Source organism: Streptomyces sp. NBC_00400 (assembly GCF_036048035.1).
Lineage (GTDB): Bacteria > Actinomycetota > Actinomycetes > Streptomycetales > Streptomycetaceae > Streptomyces.
Genome location: NZ_CP107940.1, coordinates 3,261,036 through 3,283,655 on the forward strand (window position 1 = coordinate 3,261,036; position 22,620 = coordinate 3,283,655).

At 71.2% G+C, this 22,620-nt stretch carries 26 protein-coding genes; 14 read left to right on the forward strand and 12 right to left on the reverse strand.

Annotated features, from left to right (window positions below):
• Nucleotides 1–192 precede the first annotated feature (192 nt).
• Nucleotides 193–1,845, forward strand: a complete 1,653-nt coding sequence (locus OHS81_RS14225) for a DNA repair helicase XPB (RefSeq protein ID WP_328385150.1) — start codon at nt 193–195, stop codon at nt 1,843–1,845.
• Between the two features lie 8 nt (nt 1,846–1,853).
• On the opposite strand, the gene OHS81_RS14230 is transcribed toward OHS81_RS14225, so the two are convergent.
• Together OHS81_RS14230 and OHS81_RS14235 are read right to left on the reverse strand one after the other, a co-directional pair.
• On the reverse strand, nt 1,854–3,134 hold the full coding sequence (locus tag OHS81_RS14230; RefSeq protein ID WP_328385151.1) for a glycosyltransferase 87 family protein: 1,281 nt from the start codon (nt 3,132–3,134) through the stop codon (nt 1,854–1,856).
• A 162-nt stretch (nt 3,135–3,296) separates the two neighbouring features.
• Nucleotides 3,297–3,563, reverse strand: coding sequence for a hypothetical protein (locus OHS81_RS14235; protein ID WP_328385152.1), 267 nt, complete (start codon nt 3,561–3,563; stop codon nt 3,297–3,299).
• Between the two features lie 369 nt (nt 3,564–3,932).
• Between OHS81_RS14235 and OHS81_RS14240 the strand changes: the two genes are divergently transcribed.
• Nucleotides 3,933–6,083: a HelD family protein gene (locus OHS81_RS14240; RefSeq protein WP_443058701.1), complete on the forward strand. Its 2,151-nt coding sequence runs from the start codon at nt 3,933–3,935 to the stop codon at nt 6,081–6,083.
• A 10-nt stretch (nt 6,084–6,093) separates the two neighbouring features.
• Here OHS81_RS14240 and OHS81_RS14245 read toward each other — a convergent pair whose 3' ends face one another.
• Complete coding sequence (locus tag OHS81_RS14245; RefSeq protein WP_328385153.1) at nt 6,094–6,816, reverse strand: copper homeostasis protein CutC; 723 nt, start codon at nt 6,814–6,816, stop codon at nt 6,094–6,096.
• Nucleotides 6,817–7,112: 296 nt separating this feature from the next.
• On the opposite strand from OHS81_RS14245, the gene OHS81_RS14250 reads away from it, so the two are divergent.
• The 5 genes from OHS81_RS14250 (at nt 7,113) to OHS81_RS14270 (ending at nt 11,532) form a co-directional block, all read left to right on the forward strand.
• On the forward strand, nt 7,113–7,622 hold the full coding sequence (locus OHS81_RS14250) for a hypothetical protein (protein ID WP_328385154.1): 510 nt from the start codon (nt 7,113–7,115) through the stop codon (nt 7,620–7,622).
• The gene (locus OHS81_RS14255) at nt 7,619–8,344 is read left to right on the forward strand and encodes a hypothetical protein (protein ID WP_328385155.1); all 726 of its coding nucleotides are present in this window, start codon (nt 7,619–7,621) and stop codon (nt 8,342–8,344) included. The genes OHS81_RS14250 and OHS81_RS14255 overlap by 4 nt, the downstream gene beginning before the upstream one ends.
• A gap of 62 nt (nt 8,345–8,406) precedes the next feature.
• Complete coding sequence (locus tag OHS81_RS14260; protein ID WP_328385156.1) at nt 8,407–9,336, forward strand: transporter substrate-binding domain-containing protein; 930 nt, start codon at nt 8,407–8,409, stop codon at nt 9,334–9,336.
• Nucleotides 9,337–9,390: 54 nt separating this feature from the next.
• Nucleotides 9,391–10,074, forward strand: a complete 684-nt coding sequence (locus tag OHS81_RS14265) for an HD domain-containing protein (protein WP_328385157.1) — start codon at nt 9,391–9,393, stop codon at nt 10,072–10,074.
• Between the two features lie 99 nt (nt 10,075–10,173).
• Entirely contained in the window at nt 10,174–11,532 is a 1,359-nt protein-coding gene (locus OHS81_RS14270) for a Cmx/CmrA family chloramphenicol efflux MFS transporter (RefSeq protein ID WP_328385158.1), read from the forward strand.
• 42 nt (nt 11,533–11,574) lie between these two features.
• Here OHS81_RS14270 and OHS81_RS14275 read toward each other — a convergent pair whose 3' ends face one another.
• The 3 genes from OHS81_RS14275 to OHS81_RS14285 all read right to left on the reverse strand — a co-directional run bounded on the left by OHS81_RS14275 (nt 11,575) and on the right by OHS81_RS14285 (nt 13,011).
• Nucleotides 11,575–12,120 carry a pyridoxamine 5'-phosphate oxidase family protein gene (locus OHS81_RS14275; RefSeq protein WP_328385159.1) on the reverse strand — a complete coding sequence of 182 codons (546 nt, stop codon included), beginning with the start codon at nt 12,118–12,120 and terminating at the stop codon, nt 11,575–11,577.
• Between the two features lie 184 nt (nt 12,121–12,304).
• Nucleotides 12,305–12,580: a DUF4031 domain-containing protein gene (locus OHS81_RS14280; protein ID WP_328385160.1), complete on the reverse strand. Its 276-nt coding sequence runs from the start codon at nt 12,578–12,580 to the stop codon at nt 12,305–12,307.
• A gap of 68 nt (nt 12,581–12,648) precedes the next feature.
• Nucleotides 12,649–13,011 carry a hypothetical protein gene (locus tag OHS81_RS14285; protein ID WP_088802267.1) on the reverse strand — a complete coding sequence of 121 codons (363 nt, stop codon included), beginning with the start codon at nt 13,009–13,011 and terminating at the stop codon, nt 12,649–12,651.
• Between the two features lie 151 nt (nt 13,012–13,162).
• Here OHS81_RS14285 and OHS81_RS14290 point away from each other — a divergent pair, with 151 nt between their 5' ends.
• The 3 genes from OHS81_RS14290 to OHS81_RS14300 all read left to right on the forward strand — a co-directional run bounded on the left by OHS81_RS14290 (nt 13,163) and on the right by OHS81_RS14300 (nt 16,988).
• Entirely contained in the window at nt 13,163–14,110 is a 948-nt protein-coding gene (locus OHS81_RS14290; RefSeq protein WP_443058702.1) for a MurR/RpiR family transcriptional regulator, read from the forward strand.
• A gap of 135 nt (nt 14,111–14,245) precedes the next feature.
• Nucleotides 14,246–15,184, forward strand: a complete 939-nt coding sequence (murQ, locus tag OHS81_RS14295) for an N-acetylmuramic acid 6-phosphate etherase (RefSeq protein ID WP_328385161.1) — start codon at nt 14,246–14,248, stop codon at nt 15,182–15,184.
• Nucleotides 15,185–15,281: 97 nt separating this feature from the next.
• Nucleotides 15,282–16,988: a PTS transporter subunit EIIC gene (locus tag OHS81_RS14300; RefSeq protein ID WP_328385162.1), complete on the forward strand. Its 1,707-nt coding sequence runs from the start codon at nt 15,282–15,284 to the stop codon at nt 16,986–16,988.
• Nucleotides 16,989–17,128: 140 nt separating this feature from the next.
• Here OHS81_RS14300 and OHS81_RS14305 read toward each other — a convergent pair whose 3' ends face one another.
• The 4 genes from OHS81_RS14305 to OHS81_RS14320 form a co-directional block, all read right to left on the reverse strand.
• Complete coding sequence (locus OHS81_RS14305; protein ID WP_328385163.1) at nt 17,129–17,341, reverse strand: hypothetical protein; 213 nt, start codon at nt 17,339–17,341, stop codon at nt 17,129–17,131.
• Complete coding sequence (locus tag OHS81_RS14310) at nt 17,338–17,589, reverse strand: hypothetical protein (protein ID WP_328385164.1); 252 nt, start codon at nt 17,587–17,589, stop codon at nt 17,338–17,340. The genes OHS81_RS14305 and OHS81_RS14310 overlap by 4 nt, the downstream gene beginning before the upstream one ends.
• Before the next feature lie 496 nt (nt 17,590–18,085).
• On the reverse strand, nt 18,086–18,316 hold the full coding sequence (locus OHS81_RS14315) for a hypothetical protein (RefSeq protein WP_328385165.1): 231 nt from the start codon (nt 18,314–18,316) through the stop codon (nt 18,086–18,088).
• Nucleotides 18,316–18,567 (reverse strand): hypothetical protein, encoded by a 252-nt coding sequence (locus OHS81_RS14320; protein ID WP_328385166.1) that lies wholly within the window; start codon nt 18,565–18,567, stop codon nt 18,316–18,318. Before OHS81_RS14320 ends, OHS81_RS14315 begins: the two co-directional genes overlap by 1 nt.
• A 120-nt stretch (nt 18,568–18,687) precedes the next feature.
• Here OHS81_RS14320 and OHS81_RS14325 point away from each other — a divergent pair, with 120 nt between their 5' ends.
• From OHS81_RS14325 to OHS81_RS14340, 4 genes are all read left to right on the forward strand, one after another.
• Nucleotides 18,688–19,527, forward strand: a complete 840-nt coding sequence (locus OHS81_RS14325) for a helix-turn-helix domain-containing protein (RefSeq protein WP_328385167.1) — start codon at nt 18,688–18,690, stop codon at nt 19,525–19,527.
• The gene (locus OHS81_RS14330; RefSeq protein WP_328385168.1) at nt 19,511–19,723 is read left to right on the forward strand and encodes a DUF397 domain-containing protein; all 213 of its coding nucleotides are present in this window, start codon (nt 19,511–19,513) and stop codon (nt 19,721–19,723) included. Before OHS81_RS14325 ends, OHS81_RS14330 begins: the two co-directional genes overlap by 17 nt.
• A 259-nt stretch (nt 19,724–19,982) precedes the next feature.
• Nucleotides 19,983–20,981, forward strand: coding sequence for a hypothetical protein (locus tag OHS81_RS14335; RefSeq protein ID WP_328385169.1), 999 nt, complete (start codon nt 19,983–19,985; stop codon nt 20,979–20,981).
• A 51-nt stretch (nt 20,982–21,032) separates the two neighbouring features.
• Entirely contained in the window at nt 21,033–21,347 is a 315-nt protein-coding gene (locus tag OHS81_RS14340; RefSeq protein WP_328385170.1) for a hypothetical protein, read from the forward strand.
• Nucleotides 21,348–21,370: 23 nt separating this feature from the next.
• On the opposite strand, the gene OHS81_RS14345 is transcribed toward OHS81_RS14340, so the two are convergent.
• Together OHS81_RS14345 and OHS81_RS14350 are read right to left on the reverse strand one after the other, a co-directional pair.
• Nucleotides 21,371–21,916 (reverse strand): AAA family ATPase, encoded by a 546-nt coding sequence (locus OHS81_RS14345; protein WP_328385171.1) that lies wholly within the window; start codon nt 21,914–21,916, stop codon nt 21,371–21,373.
• Between the two features lie 93 nt (nt 21,917–22,009).
• Nucleotides 22,010–22,450 (reverse strand): VOC family protein, encoded by a 441-nt coding sequence (locus OHS81_RS14350; protein ID WP_328385172.1) that lies wholly within the window; start codon nt 22,448–22,450, stop codon nt 22,010–22,012.
• Nucleotides 22,451–22,620: the final 170 nt, after the last annotated feature.

Sequence of the window (22,620 nt, forward strand, 5' to 3'; positions counted from 1 at the left end):
CGGGCCGCTTCCCGGGGCGCCCTGAGGAGGGGCCGTCGTTCCCTCGCTGACGCCCGCTGCGCAATGCGGCACACTGGACGTTTGGCCGTATGTGCGGTCGAGGTCTGCGGCCGAGGGCCGTGACCGTGATCAACGGTCGAGGTCTTGCGGCCGGTACCGGCGGCGAAGGCCGGGAAGTGAAAGGCGAGGCGCGTGAACGGACCCCTCATCGTCCAGAGCGACAAAACGCTGCTGCTGGAGGTGGACCATGAGCTGGCGGACGCCTGCCGGCGGGCCATCGCGCCCTTTGCCGAGCTGGAGCGGGCGCCGGAGCACATCCATACCTACCGGGTGACGCCGCTCGGGCTGTGGAACGCACGGGCGGCCGGGCACGACGCCGAGCAGGTCGTCGACGCGCTGGTGCAGTTCTCGCGGTACCCGGTGCCGCATGCGCTGCTCGTCGACATCGCCGAGACGATGTCCCGCTACGGGCGGCTGACGCTCACCAAACACCCCGCACACGGCCTGGTGCTGACCACCACCGACCGCCCGGTGCTGGAGGAGATCCTGCGCTCGAAGAAGGTGCAGCCGCTGGTCGGAGCGCGACTGGACCCGGATTCCGTCGTGGTGCACCCCTCGGAGCGCGGGCAGATCAAGCAGACGCTGCTCAAGCTGGGCTGGCCCGCCGAGGACCTGGCCGGGTACGTCGACGGCGAGGCGCATCCGATCGAGCTGGACGAGAACGGCTGGGCGCTGCGGCCGTATCAGCAGCAGGCGGTCGAGGGCTTCTGGCACGGCGGCTCGGGTGTGGTCGTGCTGCCCTGCGGCGCGGGCAAGACGCTGGTCGGGGCGGGCGCGATGGCGCAGGCCAAGGCGACCACGCTGATCCTGGTGACGAATACGGTCTCGGCCCGGCAGTGGAAGCACGAGCTGGTGAAGCGGACCTCGCTCACCGAGGACGAGATCGGCGAGTACAGCGGGACGAAGAAGGAGATCCGGCCGGTCACCATCGCCACGTACCAGGTGCTGACGACCAAGCGGAAGGGCGTCTACCCGCACCTGGAGCTGTTCGACTCCCGCGACTGGGGTCTGGTCGTCTACGACGAGGTGCATCTGCTGCCCGCGCCGGTCTTCAAGTTCACCGCCGATCTGCAGGCGCGGCGGCGGCTCGGGCTGACCGCGACGCTGGTGCGCGAGGACGGCCGGGAGTCGGATGTCTTCTCCCTCATCGGGCCCAAGCGCTTCGACGCGCCCTGGAAGGAGATCGAGGCACAGGGGTATATCGCCCCCGCCGACTGTGTCGAGGTGCGGGTCAACCTGACCGACTCGGAGCGGCTGGCGTACGCGACCGCCGAGACCGAGGAGAAGTACCGCTTCTGTGCGACCACCGCCAGCAAGCAGCATGTGACCGAGGCGCTGGTCCGCCGCCACCAGGGCGAACAGACGCTGGTCATCGGGCAGTACATCGACCAGCTGGACGAGCTGGGCGAGCATCTGAACGCGCCGGTGATCAAGGGCGAGACCAGCAACGCACAGCGCGAGAAGCTTTTCGGCGCCTTCCGGGAGGGCGAGATCTCGGTCCTCGTCGTCTCGAAGGTCGCGAACTTCTCGGTCGACCTTCCGGAGGCCACGGTCGCGATCCAGGTGTCCGGCACGTTCGGCTCGCGCCAGGAGGAGGCACAGCGGCTGGGCCGGGTGCTGCGTCCCAAGGCGGACGGACACGAGGCGCGTTTCTATTCGGTCGTCGCGCGCGACACCATCGACCAGGACTTCGCGGCACACCGCCAGCGCTTCCTGGCCGAGCAGGGCTATGCGTACCGCATCGTGGATGCGGATGAGCTGCTGGCGGCGGACGAGGACGTCTGAGCTCCCGCTCAGACCGCCCGGGCGCCGCTGGGGAGCTGCTGCTCGGCGCGCGGCGCCGGGAGGCGGCCGACCGCTGCGCCGGGGATGCCGGAGGGCTTCCTCGTCCACAGGACCACGGCCGCCAGCAGGGCGAGGCCGAGCAGCGGATACGGGGCCGCGAACGGCTGCTGCCACCACGCGAAGTGCAGGTCGAGATCGCCGGTGTGCGGGATGATCCACATCGTGCGGGCGGCGAAGGCGAGGGTGACGGCGGCCAGCAGCGCCCTGCGCCGCGGGCTGCGTCGGGTACGGGCGGCGAGCGCGACCAGCAGCGGCACACACCAGACCCAGTGGTGGGACCAGCTGATCGGCGAGACCAGCAGCGCCGTGATCGCCGTACACAGCACACCCCAGCTGTCCAGACCGCGCCGCAGATACACCCGGCGGGCGGTGTAGAGCCCCGCTGCGGCGGTCAGCAGCGCGGGCACCGCCCACAGGAGGCCGGGCTCGGGCTGGTGCAGTACGCGGGTGATCAGGCCCTGGAGGGACTGGTTGTCGACGATCCAGACCTTGCCCACCCGGCCGGTCTCGAACATCCGCTGTGTCCAGTACTCGATGCTGGCGGCGGGCAGGACCAGCCAGCCCAGCAGCGCCGAGGCCAGGAACCCGCCGAGGACGGTGAAGGCGGCCTTCACCCGGCCGGTGACGAGGAGATAGACACCGAAGATCGCGGGGGTGAGTTTGATGCCCGCCGCGATGCCGGTGGCGAACCCCTTGAAGCGGGCGCCGTCGGGACGGGAGAGGTCCCACAGGACCAGGCAGGTCAGTGCGAGATTGACCTGGCCGAAGACAAAGGTCTGGAAGACCGGCTCCAGCCAGAGGCCGAGCGCGGTGGTGGCGAGGATGGCGGGCGCGGTGCGGGAAGCCTTGCGCAGGCCGGCTGCCTTGCAGGAGAGATGGACCAGCAGCGCGAGAAGGGCCGCGTTGACGAGCACGCACACGACTTTGAGCGTGCCGAGCGAGAGCCAGGTGGTCGGTATGAAGAGCACGGCCGCGAAGGGCGGATAGGTGGCCGGAAGTGCCCACTTGGTGACCGTGAAGCCGTAGAGATCACCGCCGGCCGAGGCCGCCTGGCCCTCGGCGCGGTAGACCGCTATGTCGGACATCGGCATCGGCAGGACCTGGTACAGCAGCCATAGTCCGGCGAGTGACGCCATGAGCAGCGCCGCTGCGATCACCAAGCGGCCGGGGCGGGCGATGCCCTGCCCCCAGGTCCGTCTCCACGTCCGCGTCCCCTCGGCGGCAGACACCCGTTGTCCCCTCCCCGTAGCCCTGAGTGCGCTCTCTTGTGGCGACGCTAATGGATCGAGCCCGACGGGCCGTAACGGTTTCCGGACAACCGGATGGCGACGGGGGTGGTGCGGGGTCGGGTCATGCGGAGTCGGGTCGTGCAGGGTCGGGTGTTCATGGAGTCAGGCGCTCGTGGCGTCGTGGTTGTCGTGCCGGGCGTTCGTGGTGTCAGGCGTGCGCGGTTCGTCCGCGTACTCGCCCATGACGGCGACGCTGAAGGCGGCCGTGGCGAAGACCTTGATCGCGCGGAGTGCGTTGCCCATGACATAGCGGTGCTCATGGACGGCGGCCGCACCGCGTCCGGGGTCCGCGCCGAGGGCTGTGGCGCCCTTGACCGGGTGGACGGAGATCGGGTGGACAGAACCTGGGGGAATCGCTGCGCTGCTCATGTCTCCATGATGAAATTCACGCGATTGCAGCACATCGGTCCATAGGTCCATCCCTGGGGCCGGATGTCCCTCTCCAGACCCACCCGGCCCCCTACGGGAGGCGTACGGCGCCCTCAGGGTTCGTTCGCCCCGAAACGACCGCCGCAACGCCGCCGGAAATCCGTTGGCGCCGTTCTGAGCCGCTGACTACAATCGCGCGTCTGCCTGCCTCCCGTCGGGGAGTGCCGCCGACCGGTCGGAAACCGGACGGCCCTTCGCTTCACGCCGCTGACCCGCGCACCGCCTGACCCGCGCTGCGCACCGACACCGGCCCGCCGCGCCCGCTCGCCCCGGCGCGCCCGCCGAAGTACCGCCACCGGAGGCAACACCGTGCCCGCGCACGCCCACCACCCCCACAGCCCCGCCGCCCCGACGGAGGCCGACCCGAACCCCGGCCCCCTCCAGCACGAAAAGTCCCACCTGGCCGCCTCCCGCGCGGCCCTGCGCGCCATGCGCGAGGACGCCGAGGCGCTGAACATCGCCGATGTCACCGCGAACTGGGTCAACGCCGAAGTCCTCCAGGGCGAGATCGACGCCCGGATCAAGGCGCTCGCCGACCTCTCCCACACCCCGCTCTTCTTCGGCCGCCTCGACTATCTCCACGCCCCCGGCCTCGACCTTGCCGAAGGCGCATCAAGAGGGGCGGCGCACAGCGCCTCCGGCGAGGGTGGTGGTGGGCGACGGGAGGGCGAGAACTTCTACATCGGACGGCGGCACGTCCACGACGCCGACGGCGACCCCATGGTCATCGACTGGCGCGCGCCCGTCTCCCAGCCGTTCTACCGGGCGTCCAAGAAGGACCCGATGGACCTCAGGCTGCGCCGCCGTTTCGGTTACACGGCCGGCGAGTTGACCGCCTACGAGGACGAACACCTCACCGACCCCGCGGAGGCGGACCGGACCAGCCGGCTCCTCCAGACCGAGATCGAGCGCCCGCGCGTCGGCCCCATGCGGGACATCGTCGCCACGATCCAGCCGGAGCAGGACGAGATCGTGCGCGCCGGCATCGGCGGCTCGGTCTGCGTACAGGGCGCGCCGGGCACCGGTAAGACGGCGGTCGGCCTGCACCGTGTCGCGTATCTGCTGTACGCGCACCGCGAGCGGCTGGCCCGGGCCGGCACCCTCGTCATCGGCCCGAACCGCTCGTTCCTCCACTACATCGAGCAGGTGCTGCCGGCCCTCGGTGAGCTGGAGGTCAAGCAGGCCACGGTCGACGACCTGGTCGGCCATGTGGACGTACGCGGCACGGACGAGGCGGCCGCCGCGATGGTCAAGGGCGACGCGCGCATGGCCCAGGTGCTGCGGCGGGCGGTCCGCTCGCACATCACCATGCCGCAGGAGCCCTGCGTAGTCGTCCGCGGCTCCCGCCGCTGGCGCGTACCGGCTTACGAACTCGAAGAGCTCGTACAGGAGTTGATGGACCGGGACATCCGCTACGGTGCCGCCCGCGAGGCGCTGCCACAGCGGATCGCGCACGCCGTGCTGGTCCGGATGGAGCAGGCGGGCGAGGCCCCTGACGACCGGGTGCAGGACGCGGTGGCCCGCAACCCCGCCGTGAAAGCCGCGGTCAAGGCGGTCTGGCCGCCGGTCGACCCGGCAAAACTGGTGCTGCGGCTGCTGGGCGACGCGGAGTTCCTGGCCGAGCAGGCCGAGGGGATCCTGACGCCCGAGGAGCAGAAGACGATCCTGTGGACCAAGCCGGCCCGCAGCGTGAAGAGCGCCAAGTGGTCGTCCGCGGACGCGGTGTTGATCGACGAGACGATGGACCTGGTCGCGCGCACCCACTCCCTGGGCCATGTGGTCCTCGACGAGGCACAGGACCTCTCCCCCATGCAGTACCGCGCAGTCGGCCGCCGCTGCACGACGGGCTCCGCGACCATCCTCGGCGACATCGCCCAGGGCACCACCCCCTGGGCCACCCACACCTGGGAAGAGGCGCTGGCCCACCTGGGCAAGCCTGGTTCGGCCGTCGAAGAACTGACCCAGGGATTCCGCGTACCGCGCCAGGTCATCGCGTACGCGTCCCGGCTGCTGCCCGCCATCGCCCCCGATCTGACGGAGGCCACCTCCATCCGCGAGTCGGCGGGCGACTTCGAGATCCGCCCGGTCGAACCGGCGGACCTGACCGCCGCCACCCTCGCGGCCTGCGACGATGCGCTGAAGAAGGAGGGCTCGATCGGCCTGATCGCCGCGGAGGCCCGTATTCCGACGCTGCGCACGGCCCTGGAGGCAGCGGGCACGGCCTGTCTGGCCCCCGGCGAGGAGACCTCGGCCGAGGCCCGGCTGACACTGGTACCCGCCACCCTCGCCAAGGGACTGGAGTACGACTACGTCGTCCTGGAGGAGCCGGCCGCGATCGTCGACGGCGAACCGGACGAACGCACCGGCCTGCGCCGCCTGTACGTCTGCCTGACCCGGCCGGTGTCCGGCCTGACGGTGGTCCATGGCGCGGCGCTGCCGGAACAGCTGGCCGGCGGCTGAGGCCGACGGCTCAGCCCCTCTGTGCGACGGGCCGGTCCAGCGCCTCCCGCCAGGTCCGTACCGCCGCCGCATCCACGGGTGCCGACCAGCCGGCGGGCCGGGCCGCGCCCCCGATGTGGAACGCGTCGAGACCGGCCGCGCGCAGCGCCGGCAGATGACCGAGCCCGAGCCCGCCGCCGACCAGGATCCGCGGCGCGTACCCGGGCTCGCCCGCTGCCGTACGTGCCTGCTCGGCCAGCAGCGTCTGCACCCCCGCGTCGACGCCCTGCGCGGAACCGGCCGTCAGATAGGTGTCGAGCCCGGCGGTGCCGGCCGCCGCCGACAGCTCCTTGCGCAGCGCGTCCCGGTCGGCGGCCCGGTCGATGGCCCGGTGGAAGGTCCACCGGCAGCCGTCGATCACCTCGGCCAGCGCCGCCACCGCATCGAGATCCGGCCGCCCGTCCGGTGTCAGAAAGCCGAGGACGAACTCCTCGGCACCCTCCGCCCGCAGCGCCGCGGCCTCCTCGCACAGCGCCGTCACCTCACCGGCAGTGAACCCGTCGGCGGACCGCAGCATCACCCGCAACGGGAGGTCGACGGCCGCCCGGATCGCCGCGAACGCGGTACGGGGCGGGGTGAGCCCGTCGGCCGCCATGTCCGTGACCAGCTCCAGGCGGTCGGCCCCGCCGGCCTGGGCGGCGACCGCGTCCAGCGGGTCGAGCGCGATCACCTCCAGGAGCGCGCGCTTGCTCATATGACCCCATCCTTCGCTGACGACGTGACGAGACGGACCGCCCCGATACCGGACAACAGGTCTAGTCCAATACCCCAGACTACGGGCCACCCGGCAGGCGATGCACGTCCGACGCGCAGCCAGGACACCACCGACGCCCACCCGCACACCCACTCAACGCCCGCCCGCCGACCCGACGACACTCCGGCCCGAAACGCCCCCTTGACACAGGTTTGAACCACCCCTCACAGGGGTAACACGCCCTCCTCGTAAGGGCGTTGCGACATGACGCCCACCCAAGATCAGGGGGAGACCGGATGTCCGAATTAGCGAACGTGTCCGCGGAAATCGCCCCCTATCTCGCCCTGGCGGCGAACAGCATGGGCACCTCCGTGCTCACCGCCGCCCAGCAGCGGATCGCCGAACGCACCGTGACCGCCGGTGAGGGCTTCTTCCGCCGGCTGCTGCGCCGCGACGACGGGACCGACTCCGGCCTCGGCGAAGGCACCGCCCCCGGCCTCGGCGAGGGCGCCACCCCGCCGCTCCTCGACACCCGGCGCGCGGACGCCCTCGACGAACTGCTCGCACGCCTCGACGACCAGGAGCGGCAACTGCTGTCCGCCGCCCTGGCCGCCTGGCTGCGGTCCCCCGCCGACCGCCGCGACGCCCCCCACTTCCTGGAGCACGTCACCCGGCTCGCCCCGGCCGCCACCGTGCACACCGTCCACAACACCCCCACCGCGACCGGCCAGGGCTCCATCGCGGCCATCGAGATCCACGGCGACATCCACATGGGGGGCGGCCCGGCCCCCCGGAACGGCTCATGACCCGCCTCGGAGACGGTGGCAACGTCCACAACAGTCCGACGGCACACGGCGACCACTCCATCGCGGCCAACGACATCAAGAACGTGATCGTCAAGTGGGTGATGCACCCCAGCGCACGCTGGCTGCCGCTCCTGCTGGCCTGCACCGCCGTGGTCATCGCCGGCAGCACCCAGCCGGGCGGACCGGCCGGCCAGTACACCCTCTGGGGCGCGCTCTCCGGGCTGGCGCTCCTCACCGGCGCCGCCCGCGTCCTCAACCGGCGCCCTCGTGACGCCCGCGTCGTCGGCACGCTGTCCCTCGTCTCCGTCCTGGCGACGGTCGGGGGCTGGCTGGCATTCCAGCAGGTCGTCGCACACGGCGAGATCGATGTGACCGGGTCCGTCCGTATCCAGGGCACACAGCCGCTGGACGGGGAAACGAACCGGACCCTCACGCTCCTTCTCGACGCCTCCGCCCTGAAGGAGGCACGCGACGCCCTGCGCCTGACGCTGGCCATCAACGACCACGATCCGGCCGGCCCGACCTGCCTGCCGGACGCCGCCACCGTCTCCCTGCTCGCCTCGGGCGTCGCGGCCCAGCCACAGCGGATCGGCTCCCGTGGCACCGTCGACTTCGCCCTGGGCGCGGGGGTCAGCACCGTACGGATCAACGTCACCCTGCACACCGACCGCGGCTGCCGGATGGACATCAGCGCGACGGACGCCGTGCTGCACGACAGGTGATCCGGCGGCCCGAAGCCGGCCGTGGAAGCACCGAAGGCCCACGACACGAACGGGGGATCTTGATGACCGCTCACGCACCCGCACCCGCTCACGCCCCAGCTCACGCACCCGGAAGCACAGGCCACCGCTCCAGCAGCAGGCGCACCGTCCCGCTCGCGGCGCTCCTCGCCCTCGCCGCCCTGACCGCCACCGCCTGCGGCGCCTCGCAGCCGCCCTCGCTCTTCGCGAACGGCAGGGCATCGGTCGGCACGAAGAACGACCAGCCGGGCACCGGCGTCGTCCACGTCTACAAGTTCTCCGGCTTCGACATCACCGTCACCCGACAGGTCCTCAAAGCTGTCGGCGCCGAGCCGGACTTCGGGATCGTGCCGTCGGAGGACCGCAGCACGGTGCTCACCGAGAAGAAGAAAGACCTGGTCGCCGCGACGTTCTCGATCACCGCCGACCGTATGAAGAAACTGGACTTCGCCGGACCGTACGCCTCCACCTTCCAGGGCATCATGGTCCGCAAGAACGACAACCGCATCCACAAGCCCGAAGACCTCGTCGGCAAGCGCGTCTGCGCCTGGCCCGGGACGACCTCCTTCACGACACTGGACGGCCCGGCGTACCGCCGGATCCAGCTCTACCAGGCCCCGGATGCCTCCAGCTGCATCAGGGACCTCAAGGAGACGAAGTTCGCCGACGCGGTCTCCACCGACCAGATGATCCTCTACGGCTTCACCCAGGAGAACCGGGATCTCAAGGTCGTCCCGGGCCTCACCTACGGCTCCGCCAACCACTACGGCATCGCCATGGCCAAGGGCCACCGCCAGGACTGCCTGAAGCTGCGTGACGCCCTGCGGGACTACGTCACCGACCACACCTGGAACCAGGACTTCTCCACATCCCTCTGGTCCATCCCCAAGGCCGACCCCCAATGGGAGAACCACTACAAGCCGAGCGTCGAGATGATCGACGCCCTCTCGTGCCACGACGAGCCCCAGACCTGACCGGGCACTCGCCCTCCGCCCCGGTTTCCCGGCGCCCGAGGCACAATGGCGGGCATGACCTCCGTGTCCCGTACGGCAGACACCACCGACCCGGCGCAGGAGCTGCGGCAGCGATGGGCCGTGACCGTCGCCAAGGCCCGCGGCACCAAGAACCCCACGGCACCCGACCCCGCCCCGTACGCGGACAACCTCCTGTCCCGTTGGCGCGAACCGCAACGCCGCTACCACACCGTCGGCCATCTGACCGCGGTCCTCTACCGCATCGACGAACTGGCGCAGCACGCCGACGACTTGCCCACCGTCCAGTTGGCGGCCTGGTTCCACGACGCCGTCTACCGCCCGGACCGCTCCGAGAACGAGGAGCGCAGCGCGGCCCTCGCCGAACGCGCACTGCCCGAGCTGGGCATCGGCCCGGCCCGCACGGCCGAGGTCGCCCGCCTGGTGCGGCTCACCGTCACCCATGACCCGGCGCCCGACGACCCCGACGGCGAGGTCCTGTGCGATGCCGACCTCGCCGTGCTCGCCGGCTCCCCCGACGAGTACGCGGCCTACGCCGCCGCGGTCCGTGCCGAGTACGCCTTCGTACCCGACCCCGACTTCCTCGCCGGCCGCTCCGCCATCCTGTCCCAACTCCTCGCCCTGCCCCGCCTGTTCCGGACCCCCCGCGGCTACGACCGCTGGGAACACCTCGCCCGCCGCAACCTCATCACGGAGCTGGATCTGCTGCGCGGGGCGTAGGGCTTCGGGGGGCCTCCAGCCGGCGCGGGGAAGGCGACGGGGACGCGGCCGGTACCGTGACCAGGAATGTAAGCCGTCCTATCGCTGTTAGTAGCTGACATGCCAGCACCGTCCGACCGCGCCCGCCTGCCCATAGCCGTGTACGTCCTCGGCCTGTCCGTCCTCGCTCTCGGCACGTCCGAGTTCATGCTCTCCGGCATCCTCCAGCCACTCGCCCGCGACCTGCACGTCTCGATTCCGCAGGCCGGACTCCTGGTCTCCGCCTTCGCGATCGGCATGGTGGTCGGCGCACCGGTCCTCGCCGCCGCAACGCTCCGCCTCCCGCGCCGGACGACCCTGATCGCGCTGCTCGCCGCCTTCGGCCTGGGCCAGGTGGCAGGCGCGCTGGCACCCTCCTACGGCGTGCTCTTCGTCTCCCGCGTCGTGAGCGCGCTGGCCTGCGCCGGCTTCTGGGCCGTCGGCGCGGCCGTCGCCGTCTCGCTGGTACCGGTGACCGCACGGGCCCGTGCGATGGCAGTGATGGTCGGCGGCCTGAGCATCGCCAATATCGCGGGCGTCCCGGCCGGCGCGCTGCTCGGCCAGCACGCCGGCTGGCGCGCCGCGTTCTGGGCGGTGGCCGGCCTGGCCGCGGTCGGCCTGCTCGGCGTGGTCGCGCTGGTGCCGCGTACGGCCGTGCCCACCGGCGACGACCGCCCGCAGCTCCGTCGCGAGCTGGCCATCTACAAGGACAAGCAGGTCTGGCTGGCGCTGACCGCCACGGCGCTGAACGGCGCCGCGGTCTTCGCGCTCTTCTCGTACCTCTCGCCGCTGCTGACCGACACCGCCGGCCTCGCCGAGAGCTGGGTGCCGACGGTGCTCGCGCTGTTCGGCGTCGGCGCACTGATCGGTACGTTCATCGGCGGCCGGATCGCCGACGCGCACCTCTTCGGGACGCTCTTCGGCGGCATCATCGCCTCCACGGTCGTGCTGTCCGTCCTGGCCCTGACCGCGCACAGCCCGGTCGCCGCCATCGCGCTCTCGCTGATGCTCGGGGTGACCGCGTTCACCACGGCCCCGGCACTCAACGCCCGGATGTTCAACGTGGCGAACGCCGCGCCGACGCTGGCCGGCGCGACCACGACCGCCGCCTTCAACATCGGCAACACCCTCGGCCCCTGGCTCGGCGGCCTGGCCATCGGCGCGGGCTGGGGCTACCCGTCCGTCGCCTGGACCGGCGCCGCGCTGGCCGCGGCGGCGGTCGTCACCACCGCCTTCGCCTTCCGGCTGCACCGCACGACAAGCGGCTCCCGGGTGATCGCCTCCTCGGCCACCGCCACTCCCGCAGAGGCGGCACACAAGACAGCGAAGACAGTGGAAGCAATGGAGGCACGGGAGATCACGGCGGCCACCACGGCGGAGACCACGGCAGCGACCACATCGGAGACAGCAGAGGCCGGGGAGCCGGCGGGACGGCGCTGAGCCCCTGAGCCGGCGCCCCCACCGCGGCTCTACGCCCCGGCCCTACGCCCCGCCGTCAAACCTCCACCGCGTCTGGCTGTACGTCTCTCCCCGCCCGAACCCGAAGGCCGTGACCGGCTCGACGCGGAAGACCACGGCCCGGCCGCCGCCCTGCCCGTGGAACGCGCCGTCGCGGACGTCGAAATGCCAGTCGCTGCCGTACTTCTCGGTGTACAGACCGGCCAGCCGGTGCAGCGTCGGCTCGTCGCTGACCTGCACCGCGTCGCCCTCGACCACCACATCGAGCCCGGCGTGCAGATCGTTGCCGCCGGCCGTCGAGGTCGTCAGCACGCAGTGCGCGTTGGTTTCGAGGTTCTTGGCCTTGCGTTCGCCGGGGCCGGTGCAGAAGTGGAGGGCGCCGTCCGACCAGACGGCGAGCAGCGGGGTGACATGCGGGCGGCCGTCGGGCCGGACGGTGGTGAGCCAGAAGATCTCCGCCTCGGTCATACCGCCGACGGCCGTGGGCCATCCGGTCGCCGTGGCGTCCTCACTGCTGTAGTCGGGGTCGAGCTCGGTGGCCGGCTCCCGGCCCGGTTCGCTGGCTGACATGGCTGTCCCCTTCCGATACGGCTTCCCATACGGCGCACGCAGGCTCAGCTACGGCGCATGCGGGCTCAGCCCATCGTCCGGCGGCCCACCGCCCCGCCCCTGCTCCGACGCGCCGCAGGGGGCTACGGGGCCAGGCTCTGCGGGGGCGGCTCCACCGGTGGGGGGCGGCTCCATCCGGCGGGCCTCACACCCGCGGCGCCGGCCGGTTCTTGGGGCGGCGCAGTCCCGCTGCCGTCAGGCGGCGCAGCAGTTCCTTGCTGCCGACCTCCACGGCGCCGGCACGCACCGCATCGCCGTACCGCTCGGCCGGCAGGTCGTAGTGGTCACGCTCGAACGCCCGCCGGGGCGCGCCGATCCCCGCCGCGAAGACGTGCAGCTCGTCGAAGGAGTGGTCGCTGACCAGGTGTGACCACATCCGGCCGTGCCCGGGCCAGGTGGGGGGATCGATATAGATCGCCACGTCAGTCCTCCGGCCGGGTCACCGCGTCAGCGCGCCGCACCGTCCACCGCCTCGCGCCATCCACCACCTCACCCCTCCAGGGAAGTGCCGAGCCGGCCGACCCGGGCCACGGCGACCGCCGTCTTGGGACAGACCCAGTGCGGGTCGGGTCCCAACTCCGGTTCGACGTCGAGCGCATGGGGATCGCCCGATTCCGTGCACACGGGGCACAGCGGCCAGCGGCCGTACCGGTCCAGCAGGGCGTCCTGGACGTCCTGCGCTATCAGTCCCGCGACGAATGCCGCGCCTTCAGGCCATTGCTCCACCCACCACCGGCGGTGGACGACCGCGTCCTCCACGAGCGAGACGATGTCGGCGTCGGCCACCTCATCCGCCATCAGGTCGGCGAGCACCAGCGCCCGCGCGGCGTGCAATGCCTGTTCCAGCTCCATGCTGCCCATTGTCCCCCGGCCACCGACCGCGAACGGCGTTGTCCACAGCCCCGGCACACCTCACGCGCCCGCGCGGGGCAGATCATGCGCTCTGTCCACAGCACTCACAGAGGGTATTGACGTCGCGCGCCGATGAAATTACTTTTCAATCGTGAGCAGCAGCGTGAAGGAAACTTTCAAGGACGCGGCCGTCGAGACCCGACCGGCCCCGGTCCCACCCGCCCCCGCCGCACTGGCCGCCAAGGTCCGCACCCTCGCCCCGACGATGACCCGCTCCATGCAGCGGGTCGCCGAGACCGTCGCGAGCGACCCGGCCGGCTGTGCCGCCCTCACCGTCACCGGCCTCGCGGAGCGTACGGGCACCAGCGAAGCCACCGTCGTACGGACGTCCCGGCTGCTCGGCTACCCGGGCTATCGCGACCTGCGGCTCGCCCTCGCCGCGCTCGCCGCGCAGCAGGCGGCCGGCGGCGCGCCCGCGGTGACCGCCGATATAGCGGTCGACGACTCCCTCGTCGAGGTCGTCGCGAAGCTCGCGCAGGAGGAACAGCAGTGCCTGGCCGACACCGCCGCGGCACTGGACGTCACCCAGCTCGAAGCCGCCGTCGCCGCGCTCGCCGGGGCCCGCCGCATCGATGTGTACGGCATCGGGGCCTCCAACCTCGTCGGCCAGGACCTCGCCCAGAAGCTACTGCGCATCGGCCTGATCGCGCATGCGCACGCGGACCCGCATCTGGCCGTGACGAACGCGGTGCAGATGCGGACCGGTGACGTCGCCCTCGCGATCACCCACTCCGGGCGGACCACCGATGTCATAGAGCCGCTGCGGGTGGCCTTCGACCACGGCGCGACCACCATCGCCATCACCGGCCGCCCGGACGGCGAGATCGCCTCCTACGCCGACTACATCCTCACCACGTCCACGGCCCGCGAGAGCGAGCTGCGCCCGGCCGCGATGTCGTCCAGGACGAGCCAGCTGCTGGTCGTGGACTGCCTGTTCATAGGGGTCGCGCAGCGTACGTACGAGACCGCGGCCCCGGCGCTCTCCGCCTCCTACGAGGCCCTTGCCCACCGCCACTCACCACGCCACAACCAGCGCTGACCTCGCGCTGCCCCGCCGTTGTGGGCCCGTGCCGCGACGGCGGCGCGGGCGGCACAGCAGCCCCCGCGACGAGGCAGTGCAGCGGAAGAAAGCGCCGGCCCCCACGAGCCCGACCCGAAAAGAGCCATCGTTGCCATGACCTCCACCGCCGACTACGCCCATCTGCGCGCCCAGTTGGACACCCTCACCACCGAAGCGTTCCGGCCCGACCTCGCGGACATCGACCGCCGCTCCACCCTGGACATCGCCCGCACGATGAACGACGAGGACGCCACCGTCCCCGCCGCCGTCGCCCGGCGGCTCCCCGAGATCGCCGCCGCCATCGACGCCACCGCCGCGCGCATGGCCCGCGGCGGTCGGCTGATCTACGCCGGCGCCGGCACGGCCGGCCGCCTCGGGGTGCTGGACGCCAGCGAATGCCCGCCGACCTTCAACACCGACCCCTCCCAGGTCCTCGGGATGATCGCGGGCGGGCCGTCCGCGATGGTCAGCGCTGTCGAGGGCGCCGAGGACAGCGCCACATTCGCCGTCGAGGATCTGACCGGGATCGGCCTGACCGACCTGGACACCGTCGTCGGCATCTCCGCCTCCGGCCGCACGCCGTACGCGATCGGGGCCGTCCAGTACGCCCGCGAGCTGGGCGCCCTGACCATCGGCCTGTCCTGCAACGCCGATTCGGCGCTGGCCGCGGCCGCCGAGCACGGCATCGAGATCGTGGTCGGCCCGGAGCTGCTGACCGGCTCCACCCGGCTCAAGGCGGGCACCGCCCAAAAGCTGGTGCTCAACATGCTCTCGACCCTCACCATGATCCGCCTGGGCAAGACCTACGGGAATCTGATGGTGGACGTCCGCGCCTCCAACGAAAAGCTGCGGGCCCGCTCGCGCCGTATCGTCGCGCTCGCCACGGGCGCCACCGACGCGGAGATCGAGACGGCACTCAGCATCACGGACGGCGAGGTGAAGAACGCCATCCTCACCCTCCTCGGTGATGTCGACGGCCCCACCGCCGCCCGCCTTCTCGACACCGCCAACGGCCATCTGCGCGAAGCCCTCCAGGCCGCCAGGAACCGCTGAGACCTGCGGAAACCCGCCGGCCCCACCCTCATTTCCCCACCCCATCCCTGCCCCTGGACCCCTGCCCCTGGTTTGTCTCCACAGCAAGGCACCGCATATGCCCGAAGACAAGAACCGTGCCACCGCCGCCGCGATCCTCCCTCTCGTCGGCGGCGCCAAGAACCTCACCTCCATCGCCCACTGCATGACCCGGCTCCGCCTCGGCATCCAGGACCGCTCCCTGGTCCAGGACGAAGCCCTCAAGGCGCTCCCGGCCGTCCTGGGCGTGGTCGAGGACGACACGTACCAGATCGTGCTGGGCCCCGGAACGGTTGCCCACGTGACCCCCGAGTTCGAGCGCCTGGTCGAGCAGGCCCGCGCTTCGGACCCGCCCCCGGAACGGGAGGCCGGAGCACCGAGGGCCGTAGCGCCGACCGCCACCCCGGAATCCACACCTGAGGCCGTCACTCCCACCGGCGCCACCCCCACCGGCACCACCGCCGAGGAGCTGGCCGCCCAGGGCGCCGCCCTCAAGGCCCGGCAGAAATCCCGGAACGCCACTCCCGTGAAGCTGTTCCTGCGCCGGATCGCCAATATCTTCGTCCCGCTGATCCCGGCCCTGATCGGCTGCGGCATCGTCGCCGGTATCAACGGCCTGCTGGCCAACCTCGGCTGGCTGCCGTCCGTCGTCCCGGCGCTGGCCGCCATCGCCTCCGGCTTCATGTCCCTCATCGCCGTCTTCGTCGGCTACCAGACCGCCAAGGAGTTCGGCGGTACACCGATCCTCGGCGGCGCGGTCGCCGCGATCATCGTCTTCCCCGGCATCGCCCACGTCACGGCCTTCGGCCAGAAGCTCGCCCCGGGCCAGGGCGGAGTACTCGGCGCACTCGCCGCGGCGCTGCTCGCCGTCCAGGTGGAGAAGCGCTGCCGCCATGGGGTCTTCCCCGGCCGGGCGACATCGGGAGCGCGGGGAAGGGTCCAGGTCCCCGAGGCCCTGGACGTCCTTCTCACTCCCACCCTGACCGTCCTGGTCACGGGCCTGGTCACGATCTTCGGCCTGATGTTCGTCGCGGGCGAGGTCTCCACCGCCATCGGGACCTTCGCCACCTGGCTGCTGGCCCACGGCGGGGCCTTCGCCGGCTTCGTCCTGGGCGGCCTCTTCCTCCCCCTCGTGATGCTGGGCCTCCACCAAACCCTGATCCCCATCCACACCACCCTCATCGAGCAGCAGGGCTATACCGTCCTGCTCCCGATCCTCGCCATGGCAGGCGCAGGCCAGGTCGGCGCCGCCCTCGCCGTCTACCTCCGCCTCCCCCGCAACCGCTCGATCCGTACGACCGTCAAGTCCGCCCTCCCCGCAGGCTTCCTGGGCGTCGGCGAACCCCTGATCTACGGCGTCTCGCTCCCCCTGGGCCGCCCCTTCATCACCGCCTGCCTCGGCGGCGCCTGCGGCGGCGGCTTCATCGGCCTCTTCAACCAACTCGGCGACGCCGTCGGCTCCACCGCCATCGGCCCCTCAGGCTGGGCCCTGTTCCCCCTGGTCAAGGGCAACCAGCCCGTCACCACCACCCTCGTCGTCTACGCCTTGGGCCTGGCCGTCGGCTACCTCACCGGCTTCCTCGCCACCTACTTCTTCGGCTTCAGCAGACAACTGCGGGCGGACCTGAACACGGACCCCAAAGATCCCGACGCCACCGCCCCCGCTCCCCACCCCTCGCAGACCACCGATCCCGCAACCACCGGAGGCCCGACCACGCCAGGCACGCCCACCACACCAGGCACGCCCACCGCACCGGGCGCGCCGGCCGGCCTGGGGACACGCTGAGGCCGGGCCCCAGGTCGGTATTGCCGTTGCCGTTGCCGTTGCCGTTGCCGTTGGCGTTGCCGTTGCCGTTGCCGTTGCCGTTGGCGTTGGCGTGAGACGAACACCCCAGTCCTCACCCCAGTCCTCACCCCAGTCCTTCCTCAGGGGATCATCCGGCTCTCCCAGTTCAGCTCTCTGAGGCGGGCCGCCAGTACGGCGGACGGCGGGGCGGGACGCAGTAAGTGCGGCGGGCAGGTCCACGGCCGGCCGCCGCCGGGCTCGCGGAGCTGCACCAACGGCCCCTGGTGGCCCACGACCCGGCCGACGCGCCCGTCCCGCCCGTCCACCGCATAGCTGCCGGACGACAACTTCACGGCTGTCCCTCCTCCGGGCCGTGCCCGGGGGCGGCGGTCTTGGCGTAGTCCATCAAGACCTCGGCCAGCCGTTGGGCGGTGTCGAGATTGCAGCGCCCCAGCTCGATCAGGGGCGCCATGACGCTGCTCGCGCACGACACCGGGTCGACGCAGAGGGAGGGAAGGGTGACCCCGACCGCCTGGAGTGCGGTATGCAGTTCCGCCATGACGCCCTCGGCCTGCCGTACTCGATCACGCGCCGTCAACATTTCGCCTCATCGCCTTCCACGCTGAGTGTCCCCGTCGTGCACACAGCGTGGCGGCTACCGGCCCAGCCTGCAGAGAGACGCATATCCAACAACCGATCGTGTGTAACAGCGAGTTGCCAAGACGCCCGCGCCCCGGCTCCTCACCCTCACCCTCGTCACCCCGCGCCATGCTCGGGGCCGGGCTATCGCACCAGCGAATGCCCACCCGTGGCCCGCGACTCAAGCCGCTCGCCCCGAGCCGCCCGCCCCGTTCCCGCCCGTGTGCAGCACTTACGCAAAGCGACACCCCCGCACGCCGCCTACGCCCCCGCCCACACACCCCCGCGGCCCGCGGCCCCGGCATCCGCCCCCACACCGGCAGCCGACCGTACGACCGTCAGCCGTACATCCGCGCGGGTCAGAGCCCCGACGCACGACACGGTCATCCACACCTCAGGGCGCGCCCGCCCCGGACACCCCATAGGGCACACGTTCCTGACGGGTGGCGGCCCACCCCTCACGTCATCCGGCTCTGCCAGTTCAGCTCTCTGACGCGGACCGCCAGTACGGCGGACGGCGGGACGGCGCGCAGCGCGTGACACGGGCAGTCCCACGGCACCCCGCCCCCGGGCGGCCGGAGCCGCACCAACGCCCCCTCGTGGCCGACGACCACGCCGATGACCAGGCCGACAACCACGCCGACGCGGCCGTCCCGCCCGTCCACCGCAAAGCTTCCGGGGGCCGGCATCACGGCCGCGGCCCCTCCTCGCCGTGTCCCGGTACGGCGGTCCGGGCGTAGTCCGCCAGTACGCCGGCGAGCCGCCGGGCCGTGTCCAGATTGCAGCGCCCCAGCTCGACCAGCGGCGCCATATGGGCGCTCGCACACGACACCGGGTCGACACCGAAGGAGGGCAGGGTGATGCCCACCGCCCGGAGTGCGGCCTGCAGTTCCACCGTGACGCCCTCGGCCTGCCGCATCCGCTCACGCGCCGTCAGCATTCGCCTCATCGCCTTCCACACTGAGTGTTGCCATTGCGCACACAGCGTGGCCACTGCGGGTCTAACCTGCACAGAGGCGCAGACCCAACAACCGATGGTGTGTAACAGGGAGTTGCTGCGATGCCCGGACCCAAACCCCTCGACCCGTCCTCGTCCCCCCGCGCCATGCTCGGCGCGGAGTTACGCCACAAGCGCGAAGAGGCCGGTCTCACCCAGGAAGAACTCGGCAGGCCCCTCTTCGTCAGCGGGTCGTTCATCGGCCAGCTGGAGGCCGGGACACGGCGGATGCACATGGAATACGCCGTGAAGATCGACGAGATCCTCGGGACGGACGGCTACTTCACCCGCAACTGCGAGGCCGCGACGAAGTCCAAGTACCCGGATCACTTCGCGGAGGCGGCGGAGGCAGAGGCCGTTGCCACGGCGATCCGGCAGTACGCGCCGCAGCTGATTCCGGGGCTGTTGCAGACGAAGGCGTATGCGTGGGCGGTTTGCCGCGCGTACCAGCCAACGGCGCCGGAGGACGTGATCGAGGAAACGGTCACGGCGCGACTCGAACGCGCACGCCTCCTCGACCATCCAACGACCCCGTTGTTGTGGGTGGTGCTGGACGAGGCTGTGTTGCGCCGCAAGACCGGCGGTCCGGTGGTGATGGCCGAGGCCTTGTGGCACATGACGGAGCTGATCCGGAAGCACCGAGTCATTGTGCAGGTGCTGCCATTCTCGGCAGGTGCCCATGCGTCGATGAATGGCGCGCTCAAGTTGATGAGCTTCGAGGACGCCCCCACGCTCGCCCATCTCGAAGTGCTGAGCGCAAGCAAGTTGGAGGACGACCCAGCGACCGTCGCCCGTCACGAGCTGACTTACGATCTGCTCGGGGCCAGCGCACTGTCACCCCAAGATTCCCTGGCCCTGATCGAATCAGTGGCGGAGGATTACGCGCATGAAGATCAGTCCTGAGTACGACCTGAGTACAGCCATCTGGCGTAAGTCCAGCTACAGCGGCGGCGAGGGCGGGGACTGCCTCGAAGTCTCCGACGACCTCCCCGGCATCGTGCCCGTCCGGGACTCCAAAGACCCGCACGGTCCGGCGCTCGCGTTCCGGGCACCGGCGTGGGCGGCGTTCATCGAGGGCATCAAGTCCAGCTCCCTGTAGGGCGCCTGGCGACACTCGGGGTCCGGGGCTCAAGCCGCGGACCCCGAGCCCTCTTTCCAAGGAACGGGTGGACGGAAGTAACCCACCCGCCCTCCCCCGGTTCCGCCAACTCCCGCTCACACCTGCGCGGATGACATTCCGTGACCGGCTTGCGACATCACGTCGCCCCGGTCTAGCGTGCCCAGCAACAAACAACCCCGGCAGGTGCTACCAACACCGACCGGGGTCTGACCATCAAGATCGAAAGCAGCGCGATCTCATGGCTGGTGAAAACCTTAACCCTGCCCCGTGCGCGTCCGCACGCCCCCACCACAACCACCCCTCCGCCCGCCCCGGCTACGGCAAACGCGCCGCGCCCGACCAACGGGCGCCCCGCCCCGGTGACTTCGCGCACCTCCCCCGCCGCGAGGCATCCATCGCCGCCTACCTCGACCGGCTGCCCGAGGGTGCCGACATCTCCGTGAAGACGCTGGCCAAGGTGCTGCCGGACTACGGGCAGTGCGCCCTGCGGACCGCGCTCCGCCGCCTCTCGGAGGCCGGTCATCTGCGGCGGGTCACCGAGACACACACGAGTGACGGCGGCAGCCCGCTCTGGGTGACGCGTACGTACTTCTCACGTACGGCACGGGACAACGCCTGGTGGATGGCCTTATGCGCCGGGAACGTTCCGCTGACCGACGACGCGAGTGACGCCCCGCCCCCCGCCGCAGACCCGCCACGCCCACACGTCCGCACCCGCCAACCGCAGTCCCCCGGCTACGCCACCCTCGCCGCCCTCGGCCGCGCCGAACCCCGTATGACGCTGTCGGCTGCCGACTGCGCGTCCCTCGAAGCGTTCGCGGAGGAATGGCTGGCGCGCGGCGCGACCCGCGACCAGCTGCTGTCCGCCCTGACCTCCGGGCTGCCGCCACACATCCACCACCCGGGCCGACTCGCCCGCTCCCGGCTGCTCGCCAAAATGCCGCCGGAAGCCACGGAAACGGGAGCAGGTGAACCGGGAGCGCGCGGCCAGGCCGACCGGCCGTCCTCCATGCCCCTCCGGATCATGGAGTGCACCGTCTGCCGCGCCCCCGGTCGGCCCGAAGCGCTTCCCGGCGGGGTCTGCGGCCCCTGCCGGGGCGAGGCCCCACCGGACGACCGGCGGCGTCGTGCCGCGGAGGCGACGGCCTCCCAAGTCCGCGCCCAAGTGGAGCATTTGCGTGCGGTCGCACGGCCACCGGCACCCAGCCGCAGTGGAGCCGCCGCCGGCCGACCGTGATCCTGCCGCATCGTGGCGCGGCTGTCAGTAGCAGTCAGTAGGGTCGGGGCCATGCTGATCCGATTACGGCGCCCCTGGCGCGCCAGACTGATCGTGGCCCTCACGGTTCTCGTACTGGCCGCCGGCGGGGTGGCACTGATCCTGTGGGGTGAGACACCGCCCCCGTTCCCACCGCTGCCCGGGACGCACGGCTCCGCGCCGCACGGCAATGTCGTGATCCAGGCCGTCTTCGAAAGCACCCTCGACCGCGACACCCCGCCCGCACCGGCCACCCTCTGCGGCGCCGTGATGCTGGCCCTGGCGGGGGCCTTGTGCCTCGCGGGCTGCCTCATCGTCCGCCGCCGACAGCAGGAGCCCGCGGGCTGACGACAGGACCGAGGGCGAGGAACCTACCCGCAAGCGCTCGGTAGCCAGTTGGTCGCGCCCACCACTTCGCGCGCTATGTCGACCACGGCACGTCCGTCGGTCGTCACGCGCATCGTGTCCAAGGGCATCTGCGCATCCAGAATCCGCGCCTTGCGGGCGCTGCCCGCCAACTCATGCTCCAGCTCCGAGCCCAGTTCCCGACCGGTCAGCCGCTCACGAGCGGTGGCATCGGACGCGGTCAGCACCACTCGCACGATCCTGACATGCGCACCCATGGCACGGCGGAACATGCCCTCGTTCTCGGCCAGAACGCTCACCGTGTTGGTGTAGATCAAACGGCGGTACCCGAGCTCGGCGTAGTTCGACCAGAGCGCCGTCAGATTGCGCTCGGCGATCTTCCTGCGGCAGGGGTCCCCCTCCGGAGCCGGATGGACCTGCCCCATGAAGTCACCCTCGATCACGCAGTGCGCCACCCTCACAGCACGCAGACGCGCCGAGACCTCCCACCCCACCGTGGTCTTGCCGACGCCGGCGCGCCCTCCGATGAGCAATACCTCTGCCTGATCCATCACTGCCCCCTGCCCCTGCCCCCTGCCCCCGCACTCTGCCACCGAGCAGTCGAACCGCGCGAACCAATTGTGCGCGGTTCAGGGGGACGGTCCCTAGCCGATCCGTTCGGCCAGAGCGACGATGATTCCCGAGGGGCCGCGGAGGTTGCAGAGTCGGTAGCTGTTCTCGTACTGCGCGACCTCGCCGAGGAGTTCGGCGCCATGGCGGCGCAGGCGGGTGATCGTGTCGTCGATGTCGTCGACGGCGAACATGACACGGTGCAGGCCCAGGGTGTGGGGTGGCGGGTTGGGCGGTCCGGAAGTGATCGCCGCGGGGGCGTGAAACTTCGTCAGCTCCAGCTTGCCGTGGCCGTCCGGGGTGCGCATCATCGCGATGGCGCTGCGGACCCCGTCGAGGCCGACCATTTGGTCTGCGCAGACTCCCTCGATCTGCGCTTCGCCTTCCAGCTCCATGCCGAGCTCGGTGAAGAAGGCGATGGCCGCCTCCAGGTCGTCGACGACGATGCCTACGTTGTCCATCCGCTGAATCGCCACGGGGTGCTCCTTTTCCGTCACACAGTCCGGTCTGGTTCGTCACGCAGTCCGGTCTGGCCATTGGTACCCCTGGGACGGAGCCGGCGCCGCATTCTCGACAGCCGGAAGTGTCGATGTTGCCGCGCTTCACCTTGCGCCAGCACCTAGCCGCAGAGGACGCCGGGCGATCC